This window comes from Faecalibacterium sp. DFI.5.82, assembly GCF_029076575.1.
Classification (GTDB): domain Bacteria; phylum Bacillota; class Clostridia; order Oscillospirales; family Ruminococcaceae; genus Faecalibacterium; species Faecalibacterium duncaniae.
This window is the reverse complement of sequence record NZ_JARFIS010000703.1, coordinates 1-303: the sequence shown is the minus strand read 5'-3', so window position 1 is coordinate 303 and position 303 is coordinate 1. Positions and strand designations below refer to the sequence as shown.

Genomic DNA, 303 nt, shown 5'->3' with positions numbered 1-303 from the left:
CGCAATGGAGACCGCCAGCTGCAAGGATGCCGAGTACATGGCAAAGGCCATGGCCGAGTTCTATAACACGCCCATCTCCCAGCCTGTGGATGGCGAGTGGAAGCTGGGCCTGTGAGCGCTGTGACCGGGCGCTTTGCCCCCAGCCCCAGCGGGCGGCTGCATCTGGGCAATCTGGCCTGCAGCCTGCTGGCCTGGCTCAGCGCCAGAAGTCTGGGCGGGCGCATCGTTCTGCGCATTGAGGATCTGGATGCCGAGCGCTGCCCTCGCAAATATGACGACGCACTGGAAGAGGACCTGCGCTGG

Annotated in this window: 1 protein-coding gene; it reads left to right on the top strand. The window is 64.7% G+C overall.

Annotation, left to right across the window (positions count from 1 at the left end):
* Window positions 1-111: 111 nt before the first annotated feature.
* The coding region (locus P0G09_RS18510; protein WP_275253405.1) for a glutamate--tRNA ligase family protein at window positions 112-303 on the top strand (192 nt) is incomplete at its 3' end.